Source organism: Pseudomonas sp. BN417, from assembly GCF_029871205.1.
In the GTDB taxonomy this organism is placed as follows: domain Bacteria; phylum Pseudomonadota; class Gammaproteobacteria; order Pseudomonadales; family Pseudomonadaceae; genus Metapseudomonas.
In genome coordinates this window covers 1-20299 of the sequence record NZ_SSOJ01000044.1, presented here as the reverse complement: position 1 = coordinate 20299, position 20299 = coordinate 1, and the positions used below count along the sequence as shown (strand labels likewise).

Annotated in this window: 25 protein-coding genes, 1 pseudogene and 1 riboswitch; of the genes and pseudogenes, 5 read left to right on the top strand and 21 right to left on the bottom strand. The window is 66.6% G+C overall.

The window, feature by feature from the left end:
- Nucleotides 1-3 precede the first annotated feature (3 nt).
- Nucleotides 4-417 (bottom strand): MarR family winged helix-turn-helix transcriptional regulator, encoded by a 414-nt coding sequence (locus E8F11_RS04155; protein WP_280287544.1) that lies wholly within the window; start codon nucleotides 415-417, stop codon nucleotides 4-6.
- 106 nt (nucleotides 418-523) lie between these two features.
- On the opposite strand from E8F11_RS04155, the pseudogene E8F11_RS04150 reads away from it, so the two are divergent.
- Nucleotides 524-682: pseudogene (locus E8F11_RS04150) on the top strand (acyl-CoA dehydrogenase C-terminal domain-containing protein); the annotation flags it as partial.
- Nucleotides 683-809: 127 nt separating this feature from the next.
- A complete protein-coding gene (locus tag E8F11_RS04145; protein ID WP_280287543.1) occupies nucleotides 810-1178 on the top strand; it encodes an endonuclease domain-containing protein in 369 nt (122 codons plus the stop codon).
- Between the two features lie 105 nt (nucleotides 1179-1283).
- Here E8F11_RS04145 and E8F11_RS04140 read toward each other — a convergent pair whose 3' ends face one another.
- From E8F11_RS04140 to ttcA, 20 genes are all read right to left on the bottom strand, one after another.
- Nucleotides 1284-2033 (bottom strand): adenosylcobinamide-GDP ribazoletransferase, encoded by a 750-nt coding sequence (locus E8F11_RS04140; protein WP_280287542.1) that lies wholly within the window; start codon nucleotides 2031-2033, stop codon nucleotides 1284-1286.
- Nucleotides 2030-2596 (bottom strand): alpha-ribazole phosphatase family protein, encoded by a 567-nt coding sequence (gene cobC, locus E8F11_RS04135; protein WP_280287541.1) that lies wholly within the window; start codon nucleotides 2594-2596, stop codon nucleotides 2030-2032. Before cobC ends, E8F11_RS04140 begins: the two co-directional genes overlap by 4 nt.
- A complete protein-coding gene (gene cobT / locus E8F11_RS04130; protein WP_280287540.1) occupies nucleotides 2593-3648 on the bottom strand; it encodes a nicotinate-nucleotide--dimethylbenzimidazole phosphoribosyltransferase in 1056 nt (351 codons plus the stop codon). The genes cobC and cobT overlap by 4 nt, the downstream gene beginning before the upstream one ends.
- Nucleotides 3645-4166, bottom strand: coding sequence for a bifunctional adenosylcobinamide kinase/adenosylcobinamide-phosphate guanylyltransferase (gene cobU, locus E8F11_RS04125; RefSeq protein ID WP_280287539.1), 522 nt, complete (start codon nucleotides 4164-4166; stop codon nucleotides 3645-3647). The genes cobT and cobU overlap by 4 nt, the downstream gene beginning before the upstream one ends.
- The gene (locus tag E8F11_RS04120) at nucleotides 4159-5634 is read right to left on the bottom strand and encodes a cobyric acid synthase (protein ID WP_280287538.1); all 1476 of its coding nucleotides are present in this window, start codon (nucleotides 5632-5634) and stop codon (nucleotides 4159-4161) included. Before E8F11_RS04120 ends, cobU begins: the two co-directional genes overlap by 8 nt.
- On the bottom strand, nucleotides 5631-6623 hold the full coding sequence (gene cobD / locus E8F11_RS04115; RefSeq protein WP_280287537.1) for a threonine-phosphate decarboxylase CobD: 993 nt from the start codon (nucleotides 6621-6623) through the stop codon (nucleotides 5631-5633). Before cobD ends, E8F11_RS04120 begins: the two co-directional genes overlap by 4 nt.
- Entirely contained in the window at nucleotides 6616-7524 is a 909-nt protein-coding gene (gene cbiB, locus E8F11_RS04110) for an adenosylcobinamide-phosphate synthase CbiB (RefSeq protein ID WP_280287536.1), read from the bottom strand. Before cbiB ends, cobD begins: the two co-directional genes overlap by 8 nt.
- Nucleotides 7521-8171, bottom strand: a complete 651-nt coding sequence (bluB, locus tag E8F11_RS04105; protein WP_280287535.1) for a 5,6-dimethylbenzimidazole synthase — start codon at nucleotides 8169-8171, stop codon at nucleotides 7521-7523. The genes cbiB and bluB overlap by 4 nt, the downstream gene beginning before the upstream one ends.
- The gene (locus E8F11_RS04100; RefSeq protein ID WP_280287534.1) at nucleotides 8168-9502 is read right to left on the bottom strand and encodes a cobyrinate a,c-diamide synthase; all 1335 of its coding nucleotides are present in this window, start codon (nucleotides 9500-9502) and stop codon (nucleotides 8168-8170) included. Before E8F11_RS04100 ends, bluB begins: the two co-directional genes overlap by 4 nt.
- A 99-nt stretch (nucleotides 9503-9601) precedes the next feature.
- On the bottom strand, nucleotides 9602-10213 hold the full coding sequence (gene cobO / locus E8F11_RS04095) for a cob(I)yrinic acid a,c-diamide adenosyltransferase (protein WP_280287533.1): 612 nt from the start codon (nucleotides 10211-10213) through the stop codon (nucleotides 9602-9604).
- 14 nt (nucleotides 10214-10227) lie between these two features.
- Complete coding sequence (btuB, locus tag E8F11_RS04090; protein WP_280287584.1) at nucleotides 10228-12093, bottom strand: TonB-dependent vitamin B12 receptor; 1866 nt, start codon at nucleotides 12091-12093, stop codon at nucleotides 10228-10230.
- A gap of 70 nt (nucleotides 12094-12163) precedes the next feature.
- Nucleotides 12164-12377, bottom strand: a riboswitch (cobalamin riboswitch).
- 35 nt (nucleotides 12378-12412) lie between these two features.
- Nucleotides 12413-12823, bottom strand: a complete 411-nt coding sequence (locus E8F11_RS04085; protein WP_280287532.1) for a type II toxin-antitoxin system VapC family toxin — start codon at nucleotides 12821-12823, stop codon at nucleotides 12413-12415.
- Entirely contained in the window at nucleotides 12823-13059 is a 237-nt protein-coding gene (locus E8F11_RS04080; protein ID WP_280287531.1) for a type II toxin-antitoxin system PrlF family antitoxin, read from the bottom strand. Before E8F11_RS04080 ends, E8F11_RS04085 begins: the two co-directional genes overlap by 1 nt.
- An 81-nt stretch (nucleotides 13060-13140) precedes the next feature.
- On the bottom strand, nucleotides 13141-13461 hold the full coding sequence (locus E8F11_RS04075) for a hypothetical protein (RefSeq protein ID WP_280287530.1): 321 nt from the start codon (nucleotides 13459-13461) through the stop codon (nucleotides 13141-13143).
- 32 nt (nucleotides 13462-13493) lie between these two features.
- Nucleotides 13494-14144 carry an O-methyltransferase gene (locus tag E8F11_RS04070; RefSeq protein ID WP_280287529.1) on the bottom strand — a complete coding sequence of 217 codons (651 nt, stop codon included), beginning with the start codon at nucleotides 14142-14144 and terminating at the stop codon, nucleotides 13494-13496.
- Nucleotides 14145-14151: 7 nt separating this feature from the next.
- Nucleotides 14152-14673 carry a C40 family peptidase gene (locus tag E8F11_RS04065; RefSeq protein ID WP_280287528.1) on the bottom strand — a complete coding sequence of 174 codons (522 nt, stop codon included), beginning with the start codon at nucleotides 14671-14673 and terminating at the stop codon, nucleotides 14152-14154.
- A gap of 164 nt (nucleotides 14674-14837) precedes the next feature.
- Nucleotides 14838-15452, bottom strand: a complete 615-nt coding sequence (locus E8F11_RS04060) for a C40 family peptidase (protein ID WP_280287527.1) — start codon at nucleotides 15450-15452, stop codon at nucleotides 14838-14840.
- Between the two features lie 69 nt (nucleotides 15453-15521).
- Nucleotides 15522-16286: an NAD-dependent deacylase gene (locus tag E8F11_RS04055; protein WP_280287526.1), complete on the bottom strand. Its 765-nt coding sequence runs from the start codon at nucleotides 16284-16286 to the stop codon at nucleotides 15522-15524.
- A 65-nt stretch (nucleotides 16287-16351) separates the two neighbouring features.
- Nucleotides 16352-17023 (bottom strand): DNA-3-methyladenine glycosylase I, encoded by a 672-nt coding sequence (locus tag E8F11_RS04050; protein WP_280287525.1) that lies wholly within the window; start codon nucleotides 17021-17023, stop codon nucleotides 16352-16354.
- A gap of 91 nt (nucleotides 17024-17114) precedes the next feature.
- Complete coding sequence (gene ttcA, locus E8F11_RS04045; protein WP_280287524.1) at nucleotides 17115-17939, bottom strand: tRNA 2-thiocytidine(32) synthetase TtcA; 825 nt, start codon at nucleotides 17937-17939, stop codon at nucleotides 17115-17117.
- 101 nt (nucleotides 17940-18040) lie between these two features.
- Here ttcA and E8F11_RS04040 point away from each other — a divergent pair, with 101 nt between their 5' ends.
- The 3 genes from E8F11_RS04040 (at nucleotide 18041) to E8F11_RS04030 (ending at nucleotide 20015) form a co-directional block, all read left to right on the top strand.
- Nucleotides 18041-18640, top strand: coding sequence for a DNA-J related domain-containing protein (locus tag E8F11_RS04040; RefSeq protein WP_280287523.1), 600 nt, complete (start codon nucleotides 18041-18043; stop codon nucleotides 18638-18640).
- 155 nt (nucleotides 18641-18795) lie between these two features.
- Nucleotides 18796-19395 (top strand): Yip1 family protein, encoded by a 600-nt coding sequence (locus E8F11_RS04035; protein ID WP_280287522.1) that lies wholly within the window; start codon nucleotides 18796-18798, stop codon nucleotides 19393-19395.
- 128 nt (nucleotides 19396-19523) lie between these two features.
- Nucleotides 19524-20015: a SprT family zinc-dependent metalloprotease gene (locus E8F11_RS04030; RefSeq protein ID WP_280287521.1), complete on the top strand. Its 492-nt coding sequence runs from the start codon at nucleotides 19524-19526 to the stop codon at nucleotides 20013-20015.
- Nucleotides 20016-20299 lie beyond the last annotated feature (284 nt).

Sequence of the window (20299 nt, the reverse complement as noted above, 5' to 3'; positions counted from 1 at the left end):
AATTCAGCCGAGATGTTCCAGGTCATCCAGCAGCGCCATCAGCGCCGCTCGCTTTTCCAGCCCCATGCGTTGCCCCATCTGTATCTGTACATCCTCCCAGGCCAGCTTCGCCTCATCGAGACTGGCGCGACCTGCCGGTGTCAGGGCCACCAGGCGGTTGCGCTGGTCCTCGCCGTCCTCGAACTGCACCAGCCCCTTGGCCTCCAGCACCTTGAGGTTGCGTCCCAGGGTGCTGCGGTCCAGCCCCATGGCCTCGGCCACGCTGGTGATACTCGGCTGGTCCAGCCACGACAGATTCTTCAGCAGCGAATACTGGGCGACGTTCAACCCGACACCGGCGAGGGCATCGTCGTAGAGCCGGGTCACGTTACGGGTGGCACGGCGCAATTTGGTACAGAGGCAATGAGTCGGCAACATGGATGCGTGTATATACCCGCATTATCCCGAGCGTCAATTGATTTCCCCGCCACAACGGATGGCCGGTACCGCTGCAATTGTCCCAACTGCCAGAAGCCGCCGTTACCGCTGCCAAGGCCGGGACCTGCTGAAACTCTCGGCGCAGTGGAACTGGCTGACCCTGCGCATCGCCCTGCGCGCCCGCAAGGATCGCGACCTGGTCAGCACCGCCAGCCACGACTTCCTGATGTATTCCGGCTATGTCGCCCTGGCCTACGCCTGGGCCTGGGCCTGGGCCTGGCGGGAGAGCATTTCGTGTTTGAGTGAGATCGGCGATTTCGACGGGCTTTCCGGACCAATCCGAATGACCATTGCCAGGAGAATCATGGCTTTCCAAGGAAAGGACGAAGGCCATGAGAAAAACTGGATTCGCCAAACAGCTCAGGACAGAGCAAACGGACGCCGAGCAGCACCTTTGGCAATATCTACGCGCCAAGCGACTGCAGGGATTGAAGTTCCGGCGGCAGAAGCCGCTGGGGCCGTACATTGTCGACTTCATCTGCCAAGGACGGATGCTGGTGGTTGAACTGGATGGCGGGCAGCACCTGGAGAGCGAGGCTGACCGGGTGCGTGATGCCTGGCTGGCCAGACGGGGTTTCAAGGTGCTGAGGTTCTGGAACCATGAGGTACTTCAGCAGACGGAGGCGGTACTGGAAACGATCCGATTGGCGGCAGAGGAGGTGTTTCCCGGCAACGCCCTCTCCCCCGGCCCCTCTCCCTGAAGAGGAGAGGGGTGACTCGCGCTTGATGCGTTTGCGGTGGCCGGAAACTCGGAGCAGCGCTGTACGCGGTAATTAACCTGCGCTCGGACTGGCTCCCCTCTCCCTTCAGGGAGAGGGGTTGGGGGAGAGGGCAACGGCAACCGCCACCAGCACCACCACCTCCACCACCTCCACCAACGCCCCCGCCGTATCCCCCGTAGTCCCACCCAGCCGCCGCACGTACTGCCAGCGCATCCAGGCAAAGACCACCAATGCCACCGCCAGCGACAACCAGGCGACCCAACCGAAGACCAGCATCACCGCCGCCTGTATCGCCAGCCACCAAGGCATTTCCCGGCGCGGCAGGTGGTCTGCCAGGGCTTGCCCCAGCCCGCCGGCGCGCACATAGGGCGTCGTAAGGAAGAGCAAGGGCAGCAGCCCCCGTGCAAGCCAGGGCGTCAGCAGCAGTGGCAGGAGCTGGCCGGCCTCGAGCAGCGCCACCAGGGCTGCGAATTTCAGCAGCAGGACCAGGACCAGTACCACCACGGCAATGGGTCCGCTGCGCGGGTCTTTCATGATCACCAGGGTGCGCTCGCGGTCCCCGTAGCCACCGACCCAGGCATCCGCCGTGTCGGCCAGGCCGTCCAGGTGCAGGCCGCCGGAGAGGCCCACCCAGAGGGCCAGCAACAGCGCCGCCTGCAGCAGCGCCGGGCGACCTTCCAGAAGGAAGGCCGCGCCCATCAGCAACAGGCCGAGCAGCAGCCCGACCATGGGATACCAGAGCAGCGACTGGCCGACCTGCCGCGGCTCGGGCATGCCGGGTAGGCGCACGGGCAGGCGGGTGAGGAACTGCAGGGCGATCAGTAACGGCGTCATGGCCGCTCCCGCAGGCCGAGCGCGTCGAACTCCAGGCGGAACATCTGGCCATGGGCCGCTTCCACCTGCATCAGCTGGGCGCGTGGCAGCTGGCGGGCGCGGGCAACGAGGAGGCGAATCACCCCACCGTGGGTGACCAGCAGCACCCGCTGGCCGGCGTAGCGCTGGTGCAGTCGCTCGGCGGCGGCGAGCACCCGCGCCTCGAAGTCCAGCAGGGTTTCGCCTTCCGGCGGGGTGAAGGCGTAGGGATCGTTCCAGAACAGGCCCAGGCCTTCGGCGTGGGTCTCCATCAACTCGGCGGCACTACGCCCTTCCCACTGGCCGAAATGCAGTTCGCGCAGGTCGGCGTCGAACTGCAAAGGCAACGCTGAGCGCTCGGAGAGCTCGCGGGCGAAGGCCGCGCAACGTTGCAGCGGCGAGCTCACCAGCTGGTCCCAAGGTCCAGCACCTTCGATCCCGGCGTGCATCTGCGCCCAGCCGGTGTCGGTCAGCGCATCGTCCAGGCTGCCGCGAAAGCCACCGCCCCGTTCCGTTTCGCCATGGCGCAGCAGGTCGAGCTTCATGCCGGGCGATCCGAAACCGCAGCCTCGGCGAAGGTGGCCATGCCATCGTGCAGCTCGCAGGCCAGGCGCAGCAGCGGCAACGCAATAGCCGCGCCGCTGCCCTCGCCCAGGCGCAGGCCCAGGTCCAGCAACGGCTCGGCTTCCAGCGCGGCGAGCACGGCGAGGTGACCGGGTTCGGCGGAACGATGGGAGAACAGCAGCCATTCGCGGCACGCAGGATTGAGGCGCACGGCGCAGAGCGCCGCCACGCCGCAGATGAAACCGTCCACCAGGGCCGGTATCCCGAGCTGGGCGCAGGCCAGGTAGGCGCCGGTCAGCGCCGCCACCTCGAAGCCGCCGAGACGGCGCAGGGTTTCCTGCGGGCTGTCGCAGCCCTCGCGATGCAGGGCCAGAGCCTGTTCGATCACCCGGACCTTGTGCGCCACGCCATTGCCGTCCAGCCCGGTGCCGGGACCGGCCAGCGCGCTGGCCGGCAGCTCCAGCAGGGCACAGGCCAGGGCGCTGGCGGTGGTGGTGTTGCCGATGCCCATTTCGCCACCGACGTAGAGATCGGCCCGGGCCGCCAGGGCGCGCTCGACGCTGGCGCGCCCCGCTTGCAGGGCGATCAGGCACTGGGCGGCGGTCATCGCCGGTTCGCGGGCGAAGTTCGCCGTACCCGCCCCGACCTGCAGGTGCAACACACCTGGGAGCGGCTCCAGCGGCACGGCGGTGCCCAGGTCCACCAGTTCCAGGGTGGCGCCCAGGCTGCGCGCCAATACGCTGATGGCGGCGCCACCGCGGACGAAGTTACGCAGCATCTCGCCGGTCACTGCCTGTGGATAAGCCGAAACGCCCTCCTCCACCACGCCATGGTCGCCGGCGAACACGGCGAACCAGGGGCGATCGACGCGCGGCCGTTCGCGGCCCTGCTGAGCGGCGAGGCTAATGGCGAGGCCTTCCAGTTGGCCGAGCGCGCCGCGCGGCTTGGTCAGTTGGTCCTGGCGGGCCTGGGCCTTGGCGCGTGCCACCGGATCGAGCGGTTGGCAGGGTGCCTGCCACCATTGCAGGGTCATAGGGTTTCTCCCTTGAGGATCATGGGCAGGCCGGCAACGGTGAAGGTCACCCGCTCGCAGCGTTCGGCCAGGGCCTGGTGCAGCCAGCCGGCTTCGTCGACATAGCGGCGGGTCAGCTCCCCCAGGGGCACGACGCCGAGCCCGGTTTCATTGCTCACCAGCAGCACCCGCCCCGGCAGCTCGGTGATGCAGCCGAGCAGGGCCTCGCGCTCTTCGTCCAGCCGCGCCGGGTCGTCGAGCATCAGCAGGTTGGTCAGCCAGAGGGTCAGGCAATCCACCAGCAGGCAGGTATCGGCAGCGGCGTTCTCGCGCAGGGCTCGGGCGAGCTGCAGCGGCTCTTCCACCAGGCCCCAGTGGTCCGGACGACGGGCGCGATGATGGGCGACCCGCTCGCTCATCTCGCCATCCAGCGGCTGGCTGGTGGCGATGTAGATGACCTTGAAGCCGCTTTCGCTGGCCAGCTTCTCCGCCAGCCGGCTCTTGCCGGAGCGGGCGCCGCCGAGGATGAGTTCAGGCATGGGCTTTCACCGTGTCGCCGAGGCCGCAGAGTTCCGCCAGCAGGCGGGTATCCAGATGCTGTTCCACCTGATCCGCCAGGCGCTCGATATCGCGCTCGCGCAGGGCCTGGTAGTCCACTGCCTGCACCGCTTCGAGGCCGGCCCAGCGCAGGATGGCGGAGCTGGCAGCGGACGACTCGAACAGGCCGTGCAGGTAGGTGCCCATGACCTGGCCGTCCGAGCTGCAGGCGCCGTCGGCGCGGCCATCGTCCAGAGTCACGACAGGGTGTTCGAGCCCGGCACCGCTGCTGATGCCGGCATGGATTTCATAGCCGCCGACCGGCGCGTCCTCCAGCAGCAGGCGGCCGCTGACGTTGCGCAGCTGCTTTTCCGGCTCCAGCAGGGTGTCGATCTCCAGCAGGCCGAGGCCGGCGCTCTCCCCCGCCGGGCCTTCCAGGCCGTGGGGGTCTTTGACGCTGCGGCCGAGCATCTGATACCCGCCGCATATGCCGAGCACCTTGCCGCCGTAGCGCAGGTGGCGCTGCAGGGCCTGGTCCCAACCGTGCTCACGCAGGCGCGCAAGGTCGGCGCGCACACTCTTGGAGCCAGGGAGGATGACCAGGTCCGCCGGCGGCATGGCTTGGCCGGGCCCGACGAAGGTCAGCTGCACCTGGGGATGCAGGCGCAGGGGATCGAAGTCGGTGTGATTGCTGATGCGCGGCAGCACAGGCACCGCCACCCGCAGCAGCTTGCCGGTCTTGTCCGCCTGGCGCAGGTCGATGGCGTCCTCGGCTTCCAGGTGGAAGTCGCTGAGGTATGGCAGCACGCCCAGAACCGGCTTGCCGGTACGCTGCTCCAGCCAGTCGAGGCCGGGCTCGAGCAGGGCGATATCGCCACGAAAACGGTTGATCACGAAGCCCTTGACCCGTGCCTGCTCGCTTGCCGAGAGCAGCTCCAGAGTGCCCACCAGATGGGCGAAGACGCCGCCGCGGTCGATATCGGCGGCCAGTATCACCGGGCAATCCACCGCCTCGGCGAAGCCCATGTTGGCGATGTCGTTGGCGCGCAGATTGATCTCCGCCGGCGAGCCGGCCCCCTCCACCAGCACCACGGGGTAGCGGGCGCAGAGACGCTGGTGGGACTCCAGCACCGCGGCCATGGCGACCTTCTTGTAGTCGTGGTAGGCGGCGGCATTCATGCTGGTGACGGCGCGACCGTGGATGATCACCTGGGCGCCTATGTCGGTATTGGGCTTGAGCAGTACCGGATTCATATCGGTGTGGGGCGGCAGGCCGCAGGCCTGGGCCTGCACCGCCTGGGCGCGGCCGATCTCGCCGCCGTCAGCGGTCACCGCACTGTTCAGCGCCATGTTCTGCGGCTTGAAGGGCGCCACTGCCACGCCCTGGCGCCTGAGCCAGCGGCACAGGGCGGTCACCAGGGTGCTCTTGCCGGCGTCGGAAGTGGTGCCCTGCACCATCAGGGTGGTCATGGGTATTCCTTGGCATAGTGGTTCAGGGCGTCCCGCAACCGCGTCCAGCCGGCTTCGTCCGGCGGCAGGCCGAAGCGCAGAGCGGGCGGCGCAGTGAACAGCCGGGAGAGGATGCCGCGTGCGGCGAGGAATTCGTGCAGAAGCGGGGCATCATCGCGAACGAGCCGCTGGAACAGCGCGGCGCCACCGCTGGGAGCGAGGCCACAGTCCCGCAGCAGGTTCTCCAGGCGCAGACCGTCGCGAAGCAAGGACTGCCGTTGCCGGGCCTGCCCGGCCTCGTCCTCCAGCAGGGCCCTGGCCAGGACCCGCGCCGGTCCGCTCACGGCCCAGGGGCCAAGCAGTTCTTCCAGGCGCTCCAGCAGCGCCGCTTCCGCCAGCACGAAGCCGAGCCGGAGGCCCGCCAGGCCGAAGAACTTGCCGAAGGAGCGCAGCACCAGCAACCCCGGCAGCGGGCAATGGCGCGCCAGGCTCAGCTCCGGCGTGCAGTCCATGAAGGCTTCGTCCACCAGCAGCCAGCCGCCCCGCTGCACCAGGCGTTCGCGCCAGCGAAGCAGCGTTTCCGGCGCCAGGTGCTGCCCTGTGGGGTTATTGGGGTTGACCACCAGCAGCACATCGAACCGCTCCAGCTCCCGTTCGACGGAGTCGCTGTCCAGCTCTTCCAGTTCGTGGCCTTCCCGGCGCCAGGCGTGGGCGTGCTCGGCGTAACAGGGGGAGAGGACGCCGACCCGGCTCCGTCCGCGCAGCCGCGGCAGGGCCTGGATCGCCGCCTGGGAGCCGGCCACCGGCAGCAGCGAACTGCAGCCGTAGTAGCGCTGGGCGGCCGTTTCCAGGCCGTCATCCCGCTCCGGCAGGCGCGCCCAGGCGGATGCCGGAATGGCCGGCAGTTCCCAGCCATAGGGGGCGATGCCGGTGGAGAGGTCGAGCCAGTCGGCCTCGGCTATACCGTAGCGCTGCGCCGCCGCGCGCAGCCGTCCGCCATGTTCAAGCAAGGAGCCAGCCTCCGATGATCAGCAGCGCCAGCCAGAGCAGCACGCCCTGGCGCACCAGGTCCATGGCCCGGCCTATGTCCTCGGCGCGCGCTGCAGGGCCTTCGCCCAGTACCGGGCGTTCATGCAGCTCGCCGTGGTAGACGGCCGGGCCGCCCAGGGCCACGCCCAGCGCGCCGGCGCCGGCCGCCATCACCGGGCCGGCGTTGGGGCTGTCCCATTGCGGCGCCTGCCGGCGCCAGCAACGCAAGGCCACGCCGGTCTTGCCGAGCAGCGCATAGGTCAGGGCCACCAGCCGGGCCGGGATGTAGTTGAGGACGTCATCGATGCGCGCGGCGGCCCAGCCGAAGCGCTCGAAGCGCGCGTTGCGGTAGCCCCACATGGCGTCCAGGGTGTTGGAAAGACGATAGAGCACCACGCCCGGCGCACCGGCGACCGCAAACCAGAACAGCGCGGCGAACACCGCGTCGCTGCCGTTCTCCAGCACCGACTCGGTGGCGGCGCGAGCCACGGCCGGCTCATCCAGTTCGCGGGTTTCGCGGCTGACCATGTAGCCGACACGCTTGCGCGCCTCGGCAAGGTCGCCCGCCTGCAGGGCGTTGGCCACGGGCTCGGCATGTTCGTTGAGGCTACGCAGGCCGATGGCTGCGTAGAGGGCGATCACCCCCACCAGAGCGCCGACATAGGGCAGTTCCGACAGCAGCCAGGCACCGAAGGTAAGCGGCAGCACCGCCAGGACCCAGGCAGTCACGCCATGGCTGCGCCAGCCACGACCACCCGGGTTGAAGCGCTGTTCCAGGCGGTTGGCCAGCTTGCCGAAGGCCACCAGCGGGTGCCAGCCCCTGGGCTCGCCGAACAGGGCGTCCAGCGCCACGGCGCCGAAGGTGAGGAAGCCAAGGCTCATGCTTGCTGCCCCCAGTGATTCTCGAACACCAGCTCGGCCAACGGCCGCGGCTGCGCCCAGCCTTCCAGGGCCAGCATGGGCGCCGAGTAGAACTCGGTCACCGGCCCCAGGCAGAGCACCGCCAGGGGTTTGCTGCCCTCCGGCATGCCGAGCAGTTCGGCCAGGGCCCCGGGCTCGAAGAGCGACACCCAGCCCATCCCCAGGCCTTCGGCACGGGCCGCCAGCCAGAGGTTCTGGATGGCGCAGGACAATGAGGCCAGATCCATCTCCGGCAGGGTGCGGCGGCCGAACACATGAGCCTCGCGGCCGTCCATCAGGGCGGCCACCAGCAGCTCGGCGCAGTCACGGATGCCTTCCACCTTGAGCTTCATGAACTCGTCCGAGCGTTCGCCCAGCGCCTCGGCGGTGCGCACCCGCTCAGCCTCCACCAGGGCGTGGATGTCCTGACGCAGTTCGGCAGAACTGATGCGGATAAAGCGCCAGGGCTGCATCAGCCCGACGCTGGGCGCCTGGTGGGCGGCCTCAAGCAGCCGTGCCAACAGCTCGGGCGGCACCTCGCCGCCGCTGAAGTGGCGCATGTCGCGTCGTTCGGCGATGGCGCGATAGACCGCCGCGCGCTCATCAGGGCTGAAGGCGTGTTCACTCATGGTCGGAACAGCTCCGCAGCCGCCCGCGGGTTGGACGGCAGATAGAAGTGGATATAGGAGGCGGTCAGGCGGCCGATGCGGAAAACCGCCTCGGCCACCGGTTTGTCGTTCGGGCACAGGCCACGGGCGATGGGCGCCAGGGGCGAATCCAGCAACGAATGGTGGAAGGTGTGCCCGCGCAGATTGCCCTCCGGCAGCGGCGCTTCCTGCAGGGCCAGGGCCGCCAGGCGCTTCTGCATGGTGGCGCGGCCGGGCAGCAGGCCGAGCAGCTCGGCGGACTCGCCGGCCACCTCGGTCAGGCCTTCCAGCAGATAGAGCATGCCGCCGCACTCGGCGAGGATCGGCTTGCCCGCGGCATGGTGGGCGCGGATGGCCTGGGCCATGGCACGGTTACCGTGCAACTGGCGCAGGTGCAACTCGGGGTAGCCGCCGGGCAGGTAGAGGCTGTCCACGGCCGGCAGCTGCGTATCGGTCAGCGGCGAGAAGAATGCCAGCTCGGCCCCCAGGCGCTGCAGCAGGTCGAGGTTGGCCTGATAGAGGAAGGCAAAGGAGGTATCGCGAGCGACGCCGATGCGCACTCCCGCCAGCCAGTCGCCAACCACCTGGTCTTCCGGCGCGGCGAACTCGACCGCCGGGGGCAAGGCCACTTCAGCGCTGGCGGCCAACGCATCGGCAGCGGCGTCCAGGCGCGCATCCAGGTCCGCCAGTTCTTCGGCCTGGACCAGCCCCAGGTGGCGGCTCGGCAGCTCCACCTCGGCGCTGCGCGGCAGGGCGCCGTACCAGCGGATCCAGTCCGGCAGGCTGTCGCGGATCAGGTCGCTGTGGCGCTGGCTGCCGACGCGGTTGCCGAGCACGCCAGCGAAAGGCAGGTCCGGCTGATAGGTGGCCAGGCCCACGGCCAGGGCGCCGAAGGTCTGGGCCATGGCGGCGCCGTTGATCACGCCGAGCACCGGCACACCGAAACGCCGCGCCAGGTCGGCGGCCGAGGGCGAACCGTCGAACAGGCCCATCACGCCTTCGATGAGGATCAGGTCGGCCTCCGCCGCCGCCTCCCAGAGCAGGCGGCGGCTTTCCGCCTCGCCCACCATCCACAGATCCAATTGATAGACCGGCGCGCCGGAGGCGCGGGCGAGGATCATCGGGTCGAGGAAGTCCGGCCCGCACTTGAATACCCGCACCCGCTTGCCCTGGCGGGCGTGCAGGCGAGCGAGCGCGGCGGTGACGGTGGTCTTGCCCTGGCCGGAGGCCGGGGCGGCGATGAGCAGGGCGGGACAATGTCTCCCCTCTCCCTCTGGAAGAGGGGTGGGGGTGAGGGGTATTCGCTCAGACATGGGATGCCCTCTCCCCGGCCCTCTCCCTGAAGGGAGAGGGAGTTGGAAGCGCCCTCTCCCTGAACGGAGAGGGGGTAAAAGCAGCGGCGGTGCCAGGCATCAGAACTCCACGCCCTTCTGGGCCTTCACGCCGGCCTTGAAGGCATGCTTGACCAGGGTCATCTCGGTAACGGTGTCCGCGGCGTCGATCAGCCCTTGCGGCGCGCCGCGGCCGGTGGCGACCACGTGCTGCTGCTCGGGACGGGACTCGATGTCCTTGAGCACGGTATCCAGCTCCAGGTAGCCGTGCTTGAGGGCGATATTCAACTCGTCCAGCACCACCAGGCCCACCTGCGGGTCGTCCAGCAAGGTGCGCGCCACGGCCCAGGCCTGCTGGGCCTTCTCGATATCGCGCTGGCGGTCCTGGGTGTCCCAGGTGTAGCCCTCGCCCATCACGTGGTAGCTGACCTCCTCCGGGAAGCGGCGGAAGAAGTTCTCCTCACCGGTGGACATGCCGCCCTTGATGAACTGCACCACCCCCACCTTGAGGCCGTGGCCCAGGGCTCTGGCCACCATGCCGAAGGCCGAGCTGCTCTTGCCCTTGCCGTTGCCGGTATGCACCAACAGCAGGCCGTACTCGTCCCGGGCCTGGGCGATCTTCTCGTCAACGACGGCCTTCTTGCGTTGCATGCGCGCCTTGTGGCGGGCGTCGCGGTCGGCGGATTCGGTCATGGGGTCACCTCGGGTCAGAGCGCCTGGTAGCGGACGGTGAAAAACACTGCCTGCCCCGGCTGGTTGAAGTCCAGTGCGGTTTCGTAATCGGCGTCCAACAAGTTGGTCACCTTGGCCTGCAGGCGCCACTCCTCGCTCAGCCAGTACTCGCCGCGTAAATCCACTGTGGCATAGCCGGCCAGGCGCTTGTCATTGGCCACATCGTCGAAGCGCCGGCCCTCGGCGTGCAGGGTGGCGCCCAGGCCGAAGCTGCCGATGCGCCGGTCGACGTCGAGGTTGAAAGTCTGGCGGGCACGACGCGGGAGCTCGTTGCCGGCATTGGCGCCCGACTCGCGGTTCTCGGTGTCGAGGAAGCTGGCGTTGGCGTTCCAGTCCCAGCCCAGCCACTGGCTGCCGATGACCAGTTCCAGGCCATCGATACGCGCCTTGCCGATGTTGTTCGGGCTGCCGAACGGACCAACGCCCGAATTGGCGTCGTGAACGATCAGGTCATCCACGCGGGTGCGGAAGGCGTTCACCGACCAGCGTCCCCAGTCATGCTGCCCGGCAAGCCCCGCCTCGAGGGTTTCGGACGTTTCCGCATCCAGGTTCGGGTTGCCGTAGTCGGGGAAGTACAACTCGTTGAAGGTCGGCGCCTTGAAGGCGGTGCCGTAACTCAGGCTGAAGCGCACGGCATCCGTAAGGGCATACCCCCAGGCAGCACTGCCGGTGTCGTGAGTGCCGAACTGCTCGTTGTCATCGCGGCGCAGGCTGAGCTGCCAGTCCTGGCGCCCGTGCTCTCCCAGGTACTGGGCGAACCAGCCCTTGTTCAGGCGCGAATCCTTGTCGAAGGCCGTGGAGCCACTGACTTCGTCCTGTTGCCAGTCGTAGCCCAGGGTCAGCACATGGCCTTCGGCCAGCGTCACGTCGTTCAGCCAGGAAGCCGAACTCCGCTGGGAATCGAAGCGCGAGGAGAAGAGCCCACCCGTCTCTTCGCGGGAAAGGTCTTCACTCCGGCCGGCTTGCAAGGTCACATCCCAGGGCTCCAGCGGGCTGAACCGGGCACGACCGCCGATGAGCCATTGCTCGTTGTCGGCGTTCGCGTTCAGCCCTCCTCCGGGATTGAACGAGCTGACGAGGTCATAGTCGTTGTGGCCGCGGGCACGCATCAGGGTGCCATCGAGTTCCAGGCCATTGTCGAAGCGATAGCCGCCCCGCAGGTTGCCGGACAGGTTTCGGTAGCCGTCGGCGTCGGGCTCGTGATAGCTGCTGCGCGCATCGAGCGTGTCGATACCGTCCGTGTCCTGGCTGCTGACGCCGAGGCTGTACCAGGCCTTGCCATCGCCACCGGAAATGCCGGCGCCGCCTTCATAGCTGTCGTGGGTACCGTAGCCCGCCGAGAACCAGGGCTTGGCGCCTTCCCCACCACCCTTGCGGGTGAAGATCTGGATCACGCCGCCAATGGCTTCCGAGCCATAGAGGCTCGACCTGGGGCCGCGAACGACCTCGATACGCTCGATCAGCTCCACCGGCAGGTCCTGGAAGGCGGTGAGGCCGTTACTGACCGACCCCACCTTGATGCCGTCGATCAACACCAGCACATGATCGGACTCGGTACCACGCATGAACACGGCGGTCTGCTTGCCCGGCCCGCCGTTGTTGCTGAGGGTCACGCCCGGCACCTTGCGCAGCAGCTCGGGCACCGAACGCGCCTGGCTGCGCTCGATCTCCTCGCGGTCGATCACGGTGGTCGCGGCCAGGCTGGCGCGCACCGGTCGCTCGCTGCGGGTAGCGGTGACCACCTGCTCGTCCAGCGTCATGGGCGCTGCGGCCAGCAGGGGGGAAATAGAGCTACTGCCGAGCAGCGCGAACGCCGCCGGCCTGATGAAAGGCTTGCGAATCAAGGTCTGGATCTCCGTCGTGCCACCCGCGCGACATCTACAAGGGGTACTGCATGCGGAACAGCTCCGCGATGCCCTGCTTGCACCAGGCCGGTCTCCGGGCTTGCGAGTGGAGCTCGAGCTCCCGTGCCGCGCCTTCCCATGCTTCTGCACAGTGGCCGATTGCGGCTTTCTACTCGCCTACCGTTGCGGGGGCAGCGCCGGATTCTTCGAAGGAATGGACCGGCTTCCCTGTTTCACCCCTTAGGCCAAAGCCAAGGGGCACCTGAGGCAGCGGCGAAGGTTAGAGGGTTGGGGGATGAGCGTCAAACCTGGCGGACTAGTCAGCCAATTCGGGCGTGATCAGGTCGAGTGTCGGGAAATAGGTGCAATACCGCCGGCTGTCCCGCGTCAGAAGTGCCAGCCCCTCCACTGCGGCGTGGGCACCGATGAAGAAGTCAGCCAGCACATTCTGCTTGCTGCCACCGGCCTTGCGGTAGCGGGCAAACGCCTTGCCGGCCAGGAACAGCGCCGGGCGCGGAAGCTCCAGAAACTCCAACTGCATCTCCCCGACCACGTCGTCCAGGGCCTCGAAGCTGGAAAAGGTCAGGGCCAGCTCCGCATAAATGATCGGATTGATCGCCAGCACATGCACCAGCGACTGGGCCCGGAGTTGCCGGATTGACCAGTCCGCCCATTCCGGATCGTCCGCAAGCACGTCGATCAGGATATTGGTATCCACCAGCAGCATCAGTCTTCGCCGCGCAGCAGGTTCATCAATTCGTCGGTGCGCCACTGGCGGCCGGCCCTGCCGCGAACCGCGTCGAAGCGATCGCTTGAGACCGGCTGCGGCTCGACTCGCTGCAGCACGACTTCACCCTGGGCATTGACCCTGAACTCGACAGACATGCCGGGAAGCAAGTGCAAGGCATCGCGAATGGGCTTGGGAATGGTGACCTGGCCTTTGCTGGTCAAGGTGGTAGGCATTTTCTTCCCCTCGGGTATTACCTGAACAGAGACGGTAATACCTAGCAATGTGAAGCTCAAGCCCAGCTCCCAACAAGACCATCAATGCCTGGGAGTGAACCCCGCCGGCTTGCCGGCCAGCCAGTCGACGAAGCTGCGCAGGCGCTCATCACCCAGCAGGGCTTCGCGGCTGTTGAAGGTCAGCGCCAGTTCCTTTTCGCTGAATAGTCGATGGATCTGGTTATGGCAGGGACGGCAGACCCAGAGGGTGGCGGTGATGCGCTCGCTCTTCACGAAGCGTTTCTGCACATAGGGCTTGTCGTGCAGGGCCTTGGGGATCAGGTGATGGCGGGTCAGCGCAGCGGCGCGGCCGCAGAGTTCGCAGGCATCGGGTTGGGGTGGTAGTCGTATGGGTTCAGGCATGGTCGCGGGGCGCTGCCGCCCTCTCCCACTGGTCAGCGTTTGCGGCAGAGAGTCAGGCCATCGCCCAGTGGCAGCAGCGAAAGATCGACCCGCACATCGATCTTCAGCGCCCGGTTCAGCGCCTGGATGGCGCGGGTGTCGTCGCTGTCCGGCTCGGCTTCGAGCACGCGGCCGCTCCAGAGCACATTGTCGAAGAGGATCAGCCCGCCTTGGCGCACCAGACGCAAGGCCTCCTCCAGATAGGCCGGGTAATTGGCCTTGTCGGCGTCGATGAAGGCCAGGTCGAAGCTGCCCGCTTCCATCCCGGCCAGGGTGTCCAGCGCGGGGGCCAGGCGCAGCTCGATGCGCTCGGCCAGCCCCGCCTCCTGCCAATAGCGGCGGGCGACGGCGTTGTAGTCGCCGGGCAGGTCGCAGCAGACCAGTTGGCCGTCGTCAGGTAGTTCGGCCGCCATGCACAGGGCGCTGTAGCCGGTGAAAGTACCCACCTCGAGGATGCGTCGGGCGCCAATGAGCCTGACCAGCAGCGCCATGAACTGCCCCTGCTCCGGGGCGATCTGCCAGCGCGCCATGGGCATGGCCGCGGTTTCCGCACGCAGCCGCTGCAGCAGCGGCGTCTCCCGCAGCGAGACATCGAGGAGGTAGCCGTAGAGGGCGTCGTCGAGGTTCAGCGTGCGGTTGGTCATGGGGACCTCAGGGCGTGCGGGCCAGGCGTGGATCGAAGATTACCCGCTTGGCGCTCAGGTAGCTTCTCTGCCAGTAGCTGTTCGACAGGCTGTCCAGGCGCACCGTTCCGCCGGTGCGCGGCGCGTGGACGAAGCGCCCTTCGCCCACGTAGATGCCGGCATGGCTGACCTGGCCGCCGCCATTGGTGGCGAAGAACACCAGGTCGCCGCTCTGCAGCGCGCTGATGCCGACGCTGGGCGCGCGCATGGCGATCAGCTCGCGGGTGGAGCGTGGAAGGCTGATGCCGGCGGCGTCGCGGTAGACGTAACCGATCAGGCCGCTGCAGTCGAAACCGCTGTCCGGGGTATTGCCGCCCCAGCGGTAGGGCGTGCCGACCAGGCCCAACGCGCGGAACAACACGTCGTCGGCAACAGGCGAGAACTGCGGAGCCGGCGAGGTGATGACGGGAGGGGGCGGAGGCGCCTTGCTCGCGCAAGCGGTGAGCAGCGCAGCCAGGGCAAGAATGGCGAGGCGGTCCGGTGCGAGCATGGCAAGTCAGTCCTGACTTGAGGAATGCACGCTAATTTGCTGATCTCACAATGATATTGCAAGAGGAAGCTGCGTGGTTGAGCAGAAAAAGTTCCTCCCCGGACAGAAAAAAGCCGAGGCGGCCACTCGGGCCGCCTCGGCTTGTCGTCTCGCAATCCGCTGGATCAGCGCTGCAGCGAGTGCCGGGTCGGGCTGTTCATCGCCAGGACGCGCTTGGCTTCCATGTAGCTGGTCTTCCAGTAGCGGTCATCGAGGCTATCGACACGCACGCCACCACTGCGGCTGCTGCTGGAATGGATGAACTGGTCGTCACCTATATAGATGCCGGCATGGCTGACGCGGCCACGGCCACGGTTGTTGAAGAACACGATATCGCCGGGCTGCAGTTCGCTGCGGGCGATCACCGGGGCATCCAGGTTGATCAGCTCGCGAGTGGAGCGCGGCAGCTGGATACCAGCCTCTTCCTTGAACAGGTAGCCGACGAAGCCGCTGCAGTCGAAGCCAGTCTTCAGCGAACGGCCGCCGAAGCGGTAAGGGGTGCCCACCAGTTCGTAACCGCGCTCGAGCAGGCCATCGGCCAGGGACGGCATCCGGTAGGGCTCGTCGTCGGTGAGGTCAGCCAAGTCCTTCACGCCGGGCTCGTTCAGCAGCGAGTCGGGCGCACCATCGGCCACCGGGGCCTGGGATTGGAACTGGGGTTGCTGCTGCACATTACCTGTGCAAGCGGCGAGAAACAGGGCGAAAGTCAGGGGCACGAGGGGTGCGAAGCGCTTCAGCATGGGCACGACCGTGTCGGGTGTCTTTTGATGAAGGCGCGACTATGCCTTCTATCGCCCTGATATGCAAATTTAATCGCCTGAAATGTGACTTATCAGTCCTTGCAGAACTTCTAAGGCCTTTCCTTGCAGGTGAACATCGACCACCGGGCTGAGATCGGTGCGAGCCGGGTTGATTTCCACGGTGAAACCGCCTGCCTGGCGGGTGCGGACAACGGGCTCGATGATGTAGGGAAAGCTCGCCGTGGTTCCCACCGAGATCACCGCATCGAATCCCTTGCGTAGCTCGGCGTAGAGGCTGTCGATGGCCTGCTCTGGGAGCATTTCCTCGAACAGCACCACGGGCGGACGGAGAATACCACCACATTCAGGGCATTTGGGAGGCATTTCTCCTGCCAGATGTCGGGCAAGGTCGGGACTTTCCGCCCCGCAGGACTGGCAGTAGAGCGGCGACAGTTCGCCGTGGATCTCGATCAGCCGTTCCGGCGGCGAACCCGCCTGGCGGTGATAGCCGTCGATGTTCTGCGTCAGGACCCAGCAGTCGGGCTTGCGCCGCTGCAGTTCGGCGATGGCTTCATGCCCGGCATTCGGCCCGGCGCCCAGGCAAGCGCGGCCGAGTTGGGCGAGATACTTCCAGCAGAGCGCCGGATTGCGCTGCAGCATGGGGCCCGAGAGCGCTGCCTCGATGGGCAACCCCTCCTCCGTCATGCCGTTGTAGAGGCCGCCCAGGCCACGGTAGGTGGGCAGGCCCGAATCGGCCGAAAGCCCCGCCCCGGTGATCACCAGGATTCTCTTCGCCGCCTTCAAGGCCGCCGCGACGCGCTGGATATCCGACATGTCTCGCCCCTGTTTCCGACCGGCGCCCAGTGTCCATCCGGGACGCCGCACAGCGCAAGGCGAACTCAGTGATTGACGGTGTGCGCCAGCATCACCGAAAGCTGGCACAGCGGCCGGCCGCTCTCGGCATGCCACTGGTTGAAGGCGGCCTGGACTTGCGCCAGGTCCTTCTGGCTGGTGGGCGCCTTGTCGATGATGTCCTGGGCCTTGAGGGCGGCGACCATGTCATCGGTGGGAATGAAGGTGTCCTTGCCGACCATGCGCAAGAAGCGCGGCGCCGACAGCCCGCCCAACTGGTGGCCGTGTTTGGCCAGGTACTTCCACAGGCCGACGATCTCGGTCACCGGCCAGTCGGCGATCAGCGCGCCGAAGCTGCCCTTCTCCTTCGCCACGTCCAGCACCAACTGGGCGTTGCGCGGCACGCTCTTGAGCTTGCCCAGGTGACGGATCAGGCGCGTGTCGTGCATCAACCGCTCGAGGTGCTCGGCGCCCATCAGCACCACCTTCTCCGGGTCGAAGCCGAAGAACGCCTCTTCGAACGCCGGCCATTTGGCGTCCACCAGGCTGTGCTTGAGCCCGGCGCGGAACACCCGCAGGGCGATCAGCGACAGGTAACGGTCATCAGGGAGTGCCCGCAGCTCGGCATCGCTGCGTGGCTGCGGCAGGCGCGCTTCCAGGGCTTCGGCCGAGCCGAAGCGGTTCAGGCAGTATTCGTGAAGCCAGCGGTAATCGCGCATGCAGTGTCCTTTCGATGCGGAAACGATTCCCTGTAGGAGCCAGCTTGCTGGCGAACCTTCGCGAGCCAGCTCGCCCCTACACGGGCATGGATCAGATATTGACCACGTCCAGCGTGCGCGGCGCCGCGGTTTCGTCTATGCGCAGGCTGGCGAAGTCGAAGAGGTTGCGGTCGGCCAGCTGCGAGGGCACCACGTTCTGCAGGGCGCGGAACATGATCTCGGTACGGCCTGGCGACTTGCGCTCCCAGTCCTGGAGCATCTCCTTGACCACCTGGCGCTGCAGGTTCTCCTGGGAGCCGCAGAGGTTGCACGGGATGATCGGGAACTCCTTGAGGATGGAATACGCCTCGATGTCGGCCTCGTTGCAGTAGGCCAGCGGGCGGATGACCACGTTGCGGCCGTCGTCGGCGCGCAGCTTCGGCGGCATGGCCTTGAGGGTGCCGCCGTAGAACATGTTGAGGAAGAAGGTTTCCAGGATGTCGTCGCGGTGGTGCCCCAGGGCCATCTTGGTCGCGCCGATCTCGTCGGCGAAGGTGTAGAGCGTGCCACGGCGCAGGCGCGAGCAGAGCGAGCAGGTGGTCTTGCCTTCCGGGATCTTCTCCTTCACCACCGAGTAGGTGTCCTTCTCGATGATGTGGTACGCCACGCCGATGGACTCCAGGTAGGCCGGCAGCACGTGTTCGGGGAAGCCCGGCTGCTTCTGGTCCATGTTCACGGCGACGATCTCGAACTTGATCGGCGCGACTTTCTGCAGGTACAGCAGCACGTCCAGCATGGTGTAGCTGTCCTTGCCGCCGGACAGGCAGACCATGACCTTGTCGCCATCCTCGATCATGTTGAAGTCGGCGATGGCCTCGCCGGCCAGGCGGCGGATGCGTTTCTGCAGTTTGTTCTGGTTGACCGAAAGGGTGCCCATGGTGCTCTGGAATCCGGGGGGAGATGCGAAAAGCTGGCTATTTTACGCACAAAGCGCGCGCGGCCCCAGCCCCATCGACAGCCTGTGCTAGGCTCCCGCCGATGAACAGCGACCTCGACCCCGCCCTGGACCTCAGCGACCAGCTCCACGAACTCTTGCGCGGGGCGCCCGAAGGCTTGAGCGAATACCAACTGATCCAGGCGCTCAAGGCCCGTCACTCCACCCACATCCCCCACCTCGAACTCACCGACAGACTGGTGCTGTTCCGCACCCACTTCCTGGTGTTCAACGCCCTCTACCTCCTTCGCGACCGGCTGAACGGCGAGGGCCTCGCCCAGCTCGCCATCAGCCCCCTGTGCGTCCAGTTGCTGCCTTACGAAGCCGGGGCGACGGCCGCCCTCAGCGAACTGGACCCGCTGCGGGACTACTATCTGGACCTGAAGAACCTGCGGGAAACCACCGAGGAGGATGTGGAACGGCTGCTGGCCAGCTTCTGGACGCGCATGCAGGGCAGCGAAGAAAAGCTCGCGGCCCTGGAACTCTTTGGCCTGCATGACGGCAGCCAGCCGCTCAGCCTGGCCCTGATCAAGCAGCGCTACCGCCAGTTGGTGAGCCTGCACCACCCCGATCGCGGCGGCAGCACTTCGCGGCTGCAATCGATCAACAAAGCCATGGAAATACTTCAACGCTATTACAGCTGAAGCTGAATCTTCGATTCGCTCTAAGGCGGCGGCAACTTGCCTGCCTATACTGCGACATAAGGTCGCATAGGTCGGCCGGGCACCGGGTGGCGCTGGCTACGCGCCCCCGGCGCTTCGCTGGGGGGCGACCTCATAATAATGAGGAGGTGTTCAGCATGATCCACCACGTTTGGGGGCTCTTCACCCATCCCGATCAAGAGTGGCAGGAGATTCGTGGCGAAGAGGAAAGCGTTAGCCACATGTATCTCACCCACGTCCTGATCCTTGCTGCAATTCCCGTGATCTCCGCTTATATCGGCACTACCCAGGTGGGCTGGGTCCTGGGCAAGGGCGATCCCGTCATGCTCACCCAGGCCAGTGCAATGCAGATGTCCATCATGTCGTACCTGGCGATGCTGGCCGGCGTGGCGGTGATGGGTGGCTTCATCCACTGGATGGCGCGCACCTACGACGCCAACCCGAGCGTCACCGAGTGCATCGTCTTCGCCGCCTACTGCGCAACCCCGCTGTTCATCGGCGGCCTGGCGGCGCTCTACCCACACCTGTGGTTCGGCGCGACGGTGGGCACCCTGGCCATCTGTTACACGGTGTACCTGCTCTACGTGGGCATTCCCACCTTCATGAACATTCCCAAGGACGAAGGCTTCCTGTTCTCCAGCTCGGTGCTGGCGGTGGGTCTGGTGGTGCTGGTGGCGATGATCGCGTCGGCCGTGATCCTCTGGGGCTTCGGCCTGGGGCCGGTGTACACCAGTTGATGATCTCCTTCTGAGAACGAGGCCGCCTGCGGGCGGCCTTTTCCGTTTGGTCGAGGATGACCGCTCGGCGTCATCGCCTCCGGAAGGGTCCGGGTTTGCGGCATAATTCCGCGCCAACGGAGTGCCCTATGCCCGAGCAGTTACTTGCCCGCGTCGAAACCTGCTACCAGCAGGCCGAAGACTTTTTCAAATGCCGATTCCCCCGCCCCGAAGTGAGCTTCAAGCTGCGCGGGCAGAAAGCTGGCGTCGCCCATCTGGACGAGAACAAGCTGCGCTTCAACCCGCAGCTCTACCGCGAGAACCAGGAAGACTTCCTCCGCCAGACCGTGGCCCACGAAGTGGCGCACCTGGTGGCCCACCAGCTGTTCGGATCGCGCATCCAGCCCCATGGCGAGGAATGGCAGCTGATCATGCGCGGCGTTTACGAGCTACCGCCCAACCGCTGCCACAACTATGAAGTGAAGCGGCGCAAGGTCACCCGCTACCTCTACCGCTGCGCCTGCCCCGACGGCCATCCCTTCTCCTCCCAGCGCCATGCCCTGGTGGCCCGCGGCCGCCGCTACTACTGCCGGCGCTGCCGGGTGACGCTGGTGTTCAGTGGGGAACAGAGCCAGGTGTGAGATCTGCGCCGAAGCTGCCGCTTTTCTGTGGGGGCGAATTCATTCGCTGAGGACCGCGTAGCGGTCCCAGTGGCTCGGAGCAACGGGCAGACCTTCGGCCTGCTTGGCGAATGAATTCGCCCCCACAAGGTTTGCCACGATCAAGCCCCAGCCCTACCCCACCACCTTCGCCGCCTTCAGTCCGGATCGATGGGTATCGCAGGCTCGCGGAACGCCGCCCGACCCATCCTTGTATCTCTCCAGGGCAATGAGGTTAGCTACCTCACTGCCCAGGGCCGGGAAAG

Coding starts and splice junctions, on each gene's coding strand:
- E8F11_RS04155 (WP_280287544.1), bottom strand. CDS start 417: ATGTTGCCGACTCATTGCCTCTGTACCAAATTGCGCCGTGCCACCCGT.
- E8F11_RS04145 (WP_280287543.1), top strand. CDS start 810: ATGAGAAAAACTGGATTCGCCAAACAGCTCAGGACAGAGCAAACGGAC.
- E8F11_RS04140 (WP_280287542.1), bottom strand. CDS start 2,033: ATGACGCCGTTACTGATCGCCCTGCAGTTCCTCACCCGCCTGCCCGTG.
- cobC (WP_280287541.1), bottom strand. CDS start 2,596: ATGAAGCTCGACCTGCTGCGCCATGGCGAAACGGAACGGGGCGGTGGC.
- cobT (WP_280287540.1), bottom strand. CDS start 3,648: ATGACCCTGCAATGGTGGCAGGCACCCTGCCAACCGCTCGATCCGGTG.
- cobU (WP_280287539.1), bottom strand. CDS start 4,166: ATGCCTGAACTCATCCTCGGCGGCGCCCGCTCCGGCAAGAGCCGGCTG.
- E8F11_RS04120 (WP_280287538.1), bottom strand. CDS start 5,634: ATGACCACCCTGATGGTGCAGGGCACCACTTCCGACGCCGGCAAGAGC.
- cbiB (WP_280287536.1), bottom strand. CDS start 7,524: ATGAGCCTTGGCTTCCTCACCTTCGGCGCCGTGGCGCTGGACGCCCTG.
- bluB (WP_280287535.1), bottom strand. CDS start 8,171: ATGAGTGAACACGCCTTCAGCCCTGATGAGCGCGCGGCGGTCTATCGC.
- E8F11_RS04100 (WP_280287534.1), bottom strand. CDS start 9,502: ATGTCTGAGCGAATACCCCTCACCCCCACCCCTCTTCCAGAGGGAGAG.
- cobO (WP_280287533.1), bottom strand. CDS start 10,213: ATGACCGAATCCGCCGACCGCGACGCCCGCCACAAGGCGCGCATGCAA.
- E8F11_RS04085 (WP_280287532.1), bottom strand. CDS start 12,823: ATGCTGCTGGTGGATACCAATATCCTGATCGACGTGCTTGCGGACGAT.
- E8F11_RS04080 (WP_280287531.1), bottom strand. CDS start 13,059: ATGCCTACCACCTTGACCAGCAAAGGCCAGGTCACCATTCCCAAGCCC.
- E8F11_RS04075 (WP_280287530.1), bottom strand. CDS start 13,461: ATGCCTGAACCCATACGACTACCACCCCAACCCGATGCCTGCGAACTC.
- E8F11_RS04070 (WP_280287529.1), bottom strand. CDS start 14,144: ATGACCAACCGCACGCTGAACCTCGACGACGCCCTCTACGGCTACCTC.
- E8F11_RS04065 (WP_280287528.1), bottom strand. CDS start 14,673: ATGCTCGCACCGGACCGCCTCGCCATTCTTGCCCTGGCTGCGCTGCTC.
- E8F11_RS04060 (WP_280287527.1), bottom strand. CDS start 15,452: ATGCTGAAGCGCTTCGCACCCCTCGTGCCCCTGACTTTCGCCCTGTTT.
- E8F11_RS04055 (WP_280287526.1), bottom strand. CDS start 16,286: ATGTCGGATATCCAGCGCGTCGCGGCGGCCTTGAAGGCGGCGAAGAGA.
- E8F11_RS04050 (WP_280287525.1), bottom strand. CDS start 17,023: ATGCGCGATTACCGCTGGCTTCACGAATACTGCCTGAACCGCTTCGGC.
- ttcA (WP_280287524.1), bottom strand. CDS start 17,939: ATGGGCACCCTTTCGGTCAACCAGAACAAACTGCAGAAACGCATCCGC.
- E8F11_RS04040 (WP_280287523.1), top strand. CDS start 18,041: ATGAACAGCGACCTCGACCCCGCCCTGGACCTCAGCGACCAGCTCCAC.
- E8F11_RS04035 (WP_280287522.1), top strand. CDS start 18,796: ATGATCCACCACGTTTGGGGGCTCTTCACCCATCCCGATCAAGAGTGG.
- E8F11_RS04030 (WP_280287521.1), top strand. CDS start 19,524: ATGCCCGAGCAGTTACTTGCCCGCGTCGAAACCTGCTACCAGCAGGCC.